Origin of the sequence: Pseudomonas sp. CROZ-RG-20F-R04-15 (assembly GCF_022662375.1) — a bacterium.
Taxonomy (GTDB): Bacteria; Pseudomonadota; Gammaproteobacteria; order Pseudomonadales; family Pseudomonadaceae; genus Aquipseudomonas.
On the sequence record NZ_JAKNQL010000023.1, the window covers coordinates 87,680 to 94,700 of the forward strand.

At 60.2% G+C, this 7,021-nt stretch carries 7 protein-coding genes; all 7 read right to left on the bottom strand.

Annotation, left to right across the window (positions count from 1 at the left end; genetic code table 11):
• Positions 1-72: 72 nt before the first annotated feature.
• A complete protein-coding gene (purF, locus tag L8H52_RS24970) occupies positions 73-1,578 on the bottom strand; it encodes an amidophosphoribosyltransferase (protein ID WP_007913462.1) in 1,506 nt (501 codons plus the stop codon).
• A gap of 41 nt (positions 1,579-1,619) precedes the next feature.
• A complete protein-coding gene (locus L8H52_RS24975; RefSeq protein WP_007913461.1) occupies positions 1,620-2,180 on the bottom strand; it encodes a CvpA family protein in 561 nt (186 codons plus the stop codon).
• Positions 2,181-2,278: 98 nt separating this feature from the next.
• A complete protein-coding gene (locus L8H52_RS24980) occupies positions 2,279-2,929 on the bottom strand; it encodes an SPOR domain-containing protein (protein WP_242209072.1) in 651 nt (216 codons plus the stop codon).
• Entirely contained in the window at positions 2,913-4,220 is a 1,308-nt protein-coding gene (folC, locus tag L8H52_RS24985) for a bifunctional tetrahydrofolate synthase/dihydrofolate synthase (RefSeq protein WP_242209071.1), read from the bottom strand. Before folC ends, L8H52_RS24980 begins: the two co-directional genes overlap by 17 nt.
• Complete coding sequence (accD, locus tag L8H52_RS24990; protein ID WP_007913458.1) at positions 4,217-5,137, bottom strand: acetyl-CoA carboxylase, carboxyltransferase subunit beta; 921 nt, start codon at positions 5,135-5,137, stop codon at positions 4,217-4,219. The genes folC and accD overlap by 4 nt, the downstream gene beginning before the upstream one ends.
• Before the next feature lie 204 nt (positions 5,138-5,341).
• Positions 5,342-5,968, bottom strand: coding sequence for a phosphoribosylanthranilate isomerase (locus L8H52_RS24995; protein WP_242209070.1), 627 nt, complete (start codon positions 5,966-5,968; stop codon positions 5,342-5,344).
• Between the two features lie 65 nt (positions 5,969-6,033).
• Positions 6,034-6,858 (bottom strand): tRNA pseudouridine(38-40) synthase TruA, encoded by an 825-nt coding sequence (gene truA, locus L8H52_RS25000; RefSeq protein ID WP_034152768.1) that lies wholly within the window; start codon positions 6,856-6,858, stop codon positions 6,034-6,036.
• Between the last annotated feature and the right edge of the window lie 163 nt (positions 6,859-7,021).

The following is a 7,021-nucleotide window of genomic DNA, read 5'->3' on the forward strand; positions in this document are numbered from 1 at the left end:
CTGTCACTCCTTGCCCTGTTCGCAAAAATTGAAATTCAGATACAAAACCGGCCCCTCAGGGCCGGTAGAAACTCAGTTGTTGTACAGATCGATGATCGCACTGACCGCTTGGGTCTTGATCTTCGAGGAGTCGTTACGCGCCTGCTCGATCTTGTTCAGGTACGCCTCGTCGACGTCGCCGGTGACGTACTTGCCGTCGAACACCGCGCAATCGAAGTTCTCGATCTTGATCTTGCCGCCACCGACCGCTTCGATCAAGTCAGGCAGGTCCTGATAGATCAGCCAGTCAGCGCCGATCAGATCCGCCACGTCCTGAGTCGAACGATTGTGCGCGATCAGTTCGTGAGCGCTTGGCATGTCGATGCCGTAGACGTTCGGGAAGCGTACCGCCGGGGCAGCCGAGCAGAAGTAGACGTTTTTCGCGCCGGCTTCGCGAGCCATCTGGATGATCTGCTTGCACGTGGTGCCGCGCACGATCGAGTCGTCGACCAGCATCACGTTCTTGCCGCGGAATTCCAGCTCGATGGCGTTGAGCTTCTGACGCACCGACTTCTTGCGCGCCGCCTGGCCCGGCATGATGAAGGTACGGCCGATGTAACGGTTCTTGACGAAACCTTCGCGGAACTTCACACCCAGGTGGTTGGCCAGTTCCAGTGCCGCCGTACGGCTGGTGTCCGGAATCGGGATAACCACGTCGATGTCGTGCTCTGGACGCTCGCGCAGGATCTTCTCGGCGAGCTTCTCACCCATGCGCAGACGCGCCTTATAGACCGACACACCGTCGATGATCGAATCCGGACGCGCCAGGTAGACGTGTTCGAAGATGCACGGGGTCAGGGACGGGTTGGTCGCGCACTGACGGGTGTGCAGCTTGCCGTCTTCAGTGATGTAGACCGCTTCGCCCGGCGCCAGATCGCGGATCAGGGTGAAACCGAGCACGTCCAGCGAAACGCTTTCCGAGGCGATCATGTACTCGACGCCTTCGTCGGTATGACGCTGGCCGAACACGATCGGGCGGATGCCGTGCGGGTCACGGAAGCCGACGATGCCATAACCGGTCACCATCGCCACAACGGCATAACCGCCGACGCAGCGGTTGTGCACGTCGGTCACCGCGGCAAACACGTCTTCTTCGGTCGGTTGCAGCTTGCCGCGCTGGGCCAGTTCGTGAGCGAACACGTTAAGCAGCACTTCCGAGTCGGAACTGGTGTTGACGTGACGCAGATCGGATTCGTAGATCTCTTTGGCCAACTGCTCAACGTTGGTCAGGTTACCGTTGTGCGCCAGGGTAATGCCGTAAGGCGAGTTGACGTAAAACGGCTGGGCTTCGGCCGAAGTCGAGCTGCCCGCAGTCGGGTAACGGACGTGACCGATACCCATGTGGCCGACCAGACGCTGCATGTGACGCTGCTGAAACACGTCACGCACCAGGCCATTGTCCTTGCGCAGGAACAACCGGCCATCATGGCTGGTCACGATACCGGCAGCGTCCTGGCCGCGGTGCTGGAGCACGGTTAGCGCGTCATACAGCGCCTGATTGACGTTCGACTTACCGACGATACCGACGATGCCACACATGCGACGCAACCCCTACTTAATGGATCTGAACTGAACAACACTCACTGAGGCGTTTTCGCCGACGGCAAGAGTTGCTCCTTGAACGGAATATCAGCGGGTACGCTGATTCCGCTGGCAAGCCACTGACTGCTCCACCCGAGGATCAGGTTTTTGGACCAGTCGGCGACCAATAGAAACTTTGGCACGAGCTGTGATTCTTTCCACCACCCGTCCTGCTGTACCGGCCCCAGGCTCAACAGCCCGACCGCCACGACCACCAGCAACACGCCACGCGCCGCGCCGAAGGCCATGCCGAGGAATCGATCGGTCCCGGACAACCCGGTGACGCGAACCAACTCGCCGATAAGATAATTGATCATTGCGCCCACGATCAGTGTGGCGACAAACATGATGGCACAGCCCGCGATCACGCGAGCCGATGGGGTTTCGATGTATCCGGCGAGGTACTCGGACAGTGAGCCACCGAACATCCAGGCGACGACTCCTGCGATGATCCAGGTCACCAGCGATAATGCTTCCTTGACGAAGCCGCGGCTCAAACTGATCAAAGCGGAGATGGCGATGATTGCAACGATCGCCCAGTCAACCCAGGTAAATGGCACAGTGCAGCCTACAGACGGATAAGGCGGCGCATTTTAGCAGAGCGCATGCCTCTCGGTAAGCTGCGATTGTCAGTGCATTTCAATCGAGGTGATAGTTTTTAGCCGCGCTCGGGCTGGAAGCGCACAACAAAACCCTTGAGGTTCTGCTGACGGCCCAACAGATCACGCAGACGATCGGCTTCGGCACGTTCGATCAGCGGACCGACAAACACCCGATTCTTGCCATCGGCCGAACGGATATAGGCGTTGTAGCCTTGGCTGCGCAGGGTTTTCTGCAAGCTCTCGGCACTGGCCCGACTCGACAGACTGGCCAGCTGCACCGACCAGCTCACCGAAAGGCCATTGGCATCGACACGGCTTTGCGTAGTGTCAGGTTTGCTCGAGGCCGCAGTGATCGGCTGAGCAGGAGCCGGAATCGGCTTGGCCACCGCCGGCGGCGCAACAGGCTTGGTGATCATAATGGGCGCTGTCGGTGCCGGCGCAACGGGTGCGGCAGGTGCCGTCTCTTCGGCGACCTCTTCATCCGTTGGCACTGGCTCCTGCGGCAAGGCTTGCGGCTCGGGAACGGCCACCGTTTCCATCTGCACTTGCGGCACGACAGGCGCTTGCGGCGCGGCGGGCGCTTCGACGGTGACCTGACGTTGCTCGTCCTGACGGGAAAACAGCATCGGCAGGAAAATCACTGCCAGCGCCACCAGCACCAAAGCGCCAACCATGCGCTGCTTGTACGCTTTATCCAGCAAAGCCATTTGCCGCTTCCTCCGTGGAGCGCCGGGCCAGCCATTCAAGGGCCTCGGCGACACAATAAAATGATCCGAACAACAGAATCTCGTCGTCACTGGTGGCCACGGCGCACTGCCCTTCCAGAGCGGACGCGACACTGTCGTAAGACGTGACGGCGGCACCAAGGTTCTGCAATGCCGCGTTCAATTCAGCCACCGGACGGGCACGCGGCGAATCCAGCGGGGCAACGGCCCAATGCTCGACACTAGCATTCAATTCACTGACAACACCATCCAGATCCTTGTCCGCCAGCAGACCGAACACCGCCAGACGCTTGCCGACCGGTGGCCGCGCGGCCAGACGACGGGCCAGATACTCGGCGGCATGCGGGTTGTGACCAACATCCAGCAACAAATTCAGGCGCTTGCCGTTCCACTCGAACGAGCGCCGATCCAGTCGACCGACCACGCGAGTCGCCTGCAGCGCTGTGACAATCTGCTGAGCATCCCACGGCAAACCGAGCAACAGATACGCCTGCAATGCCAGCGCGGCGTTTTCCATTGGCAGGTCGAGCAGCGGCAAGTCACGCAATTCGACAACCTGCCCTTGCGCATCAGTACCGCGCCACTGCCAATGCTGATCACTGATGCCGAGATCGAAATCACGCCCACGCAAAAAGAATGGACAGGCGAGTTCACGCGCCTTGTCGAGCAACGGTTGCGGAGGATTCAGATCGCCGCACAAGGCCGGTTTGCCCTGACGGAAGATACCGGCCTTTTCGAAAGCCACGGATTCGCGGGTGTCGCCCAGATAATCAGCGTGATCGACGCCAATGCTGGTGACCAGCGCGATGTCGGCATCGACCACGTTGACCGTGTCCAGGCGCCCGCCCAGTCCGACTTCCAGCACCACAGCGTCGAGTTTTGCCTGTTGAAACAGCCAGAACGCCGCCAGAGTTCCCATTTCGAAGTAAGTCAGGGAAGTGTCGCCGCGCCCGGCCTCGACCGCAGCAAAGGCTTCGCACAGCTGCACGTCAGTGGCTTCTACGCCATTGAGCTGCACCCGCTCGTTGTAACGCAGCAGGTGCGGGGAATTGTAGACACCAACGCTCAGGCCCTGCGCGCGCAGCAATGAAGCCACGAAAGCGCAGGTCGAACCCTTGCCGTTGGTGCCGGTGACCGTAATCACCCGAGGCGCCGGCTGGCCCAGCCCCATACGGGACGCTACCTGTTGCGAACGCTCCAGACCCATGTCGATGGCCGACGGATGCAACTGCTCAAGGTAGGCGAGCCATTCGCCAAGGGTGCGCTCGGTCATAGGCCAGCAGGGACCGGCGGTACCACGATCGGCTCGATTGGCGCGGCGACGAATTTCGGCGTCGGCTTGCCAGTCATTTGTGCCAGCAGGTTACCCAGACGCGGGCGCAGCTCCTGACGGTGGATGATCATGTCGATCGCACCGTGCTCCAGCAGGAACTCGCTGCGCTGGAAGCCTTCCGGCAGTTTTTCACGCACGGTTTGTTCGATAACGCGCGGACCGGCGAAGCCGATCAGGGCTTTCGGCTCACCGACGATCACGTCACCGAGCATCGCCAGACTCGCGGAAACACCGCCGTAGACCGGGTCGGTCAGCACGGAGATGAACGGGATGCCCTCTTCACGCAGACGCGCCAGCACGGCCGAAGTCTTGGCCATCTGCATCAGCGAGATCAGCGCTTCCTGCATGCGCGCACCACCGGAAGCGGCGAAGCAGATCATCGGGCAGCGGTTTTCCAGCGCGTAGTTGGCGGCGCGCACAAAGCGCTCACCGACGATGGCGCCCATCGAACCGCCCATGAAGGCGAATTCAAAGGCCGAAACCACCACTGGCATGCCCAGCAAGGTGCCGCTGACCGAGATCAGCGCGTCTTTCTCGCCGGTCTGCTTCTGTGCAGCGGTCAGGCGATCCTTGTACTTCTTGCCGTCGCGGAATTTCAGACGGTCAACCGGCTCCAGATCGGCGCCCAGTTCGTTGCGACCTTCGGCATCGAGGAAGATGTCGATGCGTGCACGTGCGCCGATGCGCATGTGGTGGTTGCACTTGGGGCAAACGTCCAGGGTCTTTTCCAGCTCTGGACGATACAACACCGCCTCGCAGGACGGGCATTTGTGCCACAGACCTTCAGGGACCGAGCTCTTCTTGACCTCGGAACGCATGATCGAAGGGATCAGTTTGTCTACTAACCAGTTGCTCATGCTTTCTTTCTCCAGTACCGGCGGCCCGAACGCTCTGGTTCGCAGCCCCGCGTATGCCCTTCAGCTAAATTCATGTGTGTGGCGATGGTTGATGGACAGCCACGGTCAGCGCGAAACATGACCTGCGTACATTTCATTAACCCTCAGCCGCGCCTGCTTTGTGCAAGTGCATTGATGGACGGCGGCAGACTGCCAGCCGTCACATCAATATGGCGCTTTGCGTACAGCGTCGATGAACGCCCGAACCTTTGCGTGATCCTTGATGCCCTTGCTCGCCTCTACTCCCCCACTGACGTCTACCGCATAGGGTTTTACCCGCGCCACGGCGTCTGCGACGTTCTCGGCAGTCAAACCACCCGCCAGAATCAACGGTTTGCTCAAACTCTGCGGAATCAATGACCAGTCGAATGCCTCACCGGTTCCGCCGGGCACGCCTTCAACGTAAGTGTCGAGCAGCACACCACTGGCGCTCGGGTAAGCATCAACGGCTGCAGCAATGTCATCACTGGCCTTGACCCGCAGCGCCTTGATATAAGGACGATGCCAGCCTTCACAGTCTTCAACGGTTTCATCACCATGGAACTGCAACAGATCCAGCGGCACGGCATCGAGGATTTCCCCTAACTCGCAGCGGCTGGCATTGACGAACAAACCCACGCTGGTCACGAACGGTGGCAACGCCTGGATGATCGCCCGTGCCTGCTGCACGCTCACCGCACGCGGACTCTTGGCGTAGAACACGAACCCGATCGCATCCGCCCCGGCTTCGACGGCGGCCAGCGCATCTTCTATGCGGGTAATCCCGCAGATCTTGCTGCGAACGGCTGACATGTCGAGAAAAACTCCAAGGCAAAATCCGGGAAAGTCCCGGATGGTAACAAAAGCGTTCGAGGGCGTCAGCCGTCAAGTTCGGAGAAACCCGTAAGGAAATGTGGCCCGATAAAACGCTCGGGCAACGGGAATTCATCGTGGTACTCGACCTGCACCAGATACAAGCCGTACGGATGCGCCGTGACGCCGCCGGAGCGACGCTCGCGGCTTTCCAGGACTTCTTTCATCCACTCCACCGGACGTTCGCCGGCACCAATGGTCATCAGCACCCCGGCGATGTTGCGCACCATGTGATGCAGGAACGCATTGGCGCGAATATCGAGCACGATCATCTTGCCGTGACGAGTCACGCGCAGGTGATGCATCTTCTTGATCGGCGATTTGGCCTGGCACTGGCCGGCACGGAACGCACTGAAATCGTGGGTGCCGATCAGGTACTGCGCGGCCTCGGCCATGCGCTCGACGTCGAGCGGGCGATGGTTCCAGGTGATTTCTTCGTTGAGATGCGCCGGGCGGATCTGGTCGTTGTAGATCACATAGCGATAGCGCCGGGCGATGGCTTTGAAGCGCGCGTGAAAATGCGCCGGCATCACCCGCGCCCAACTGACACTGATGTCGTGAGGCAGATTGATATTGGCGCCCATGACCCAGGCCTTCAGCGAGCGATCGACCGTAGTATCAAAGTGCACCACTTGTCCGCAGGCATGCACGCCGGCGTCAGTGCGCCCGGCGCACTGTAGCGAAACCGGCGAGTTGGCGACTTTCGACAGGGCTTTTTCGAGTTCTTCCTGTACCGTCGCCACACCCGTCAACTGACGCTGCCAGCCGCTGTAGCGCGAGCCTTTGTACTCAACGCCCAGCGCGACGCGGTAAAAGCCGTCGGGGGCCATTTCGGCGACCGGGTTATCTATGTTTGCCAAGGTGGGACAGCCTGCTGTTTGTGCAAAGGCGGGCATTATAAGGCGGTGGTTCAGGGATGCCAGAGGGTTCTCTGTCGCCTGGTCTATCGTCTTCGCGAGCAGGCTCGCTCCCACAGGGGAAATGCATTCCAAA

Excerpts from the sequence above, each read along its gene's own strand:
- truA (WP_034152768.1), bottom strand. The coding sequence starts at position 6,858 with ATGGCCCCCGACGGCTTTTACCGCGTCGCGCTGGGCGTTGAGTACAAA.
- accD (WP_007913458.1), bottom strand. The coding sequence starts at position 5,137 with ATGAGCAACTGGTTAGTAGACAAACTGATCCCTTCGATCATGCGTTCC.
- purF (WP_007913462.1), bottom strand. The coding sequence starts at position 1,578 with ATGTGTGGCATCGTCGGTATCGTCGGTAAGTCGAACGTCAATCAGGCG.
- L8H52_RS24995 (WP_242209070.1), bottom strand. The coding sequence starts at position 5,968 with ATGTCAGCCGTTCGCAGCAAGATCTGCGGGATTACCCGCATAGAAGAT.
- folC (WP_242209071.1), bottom strand. The coding sequence starts at position 4,220 with ATGACCGAGCGCACCCTTGGCGAATGGCTCGCCTACCTTGAGCAGTTG.
- L8H52_RS24980 (WP_242209072.1), bottom strand. The coding sequence starts at position 2,929 with ATGGCTTTGCTGGATAAAGCGTACAAGCAGCGCATGGTTGGCGCTTTG.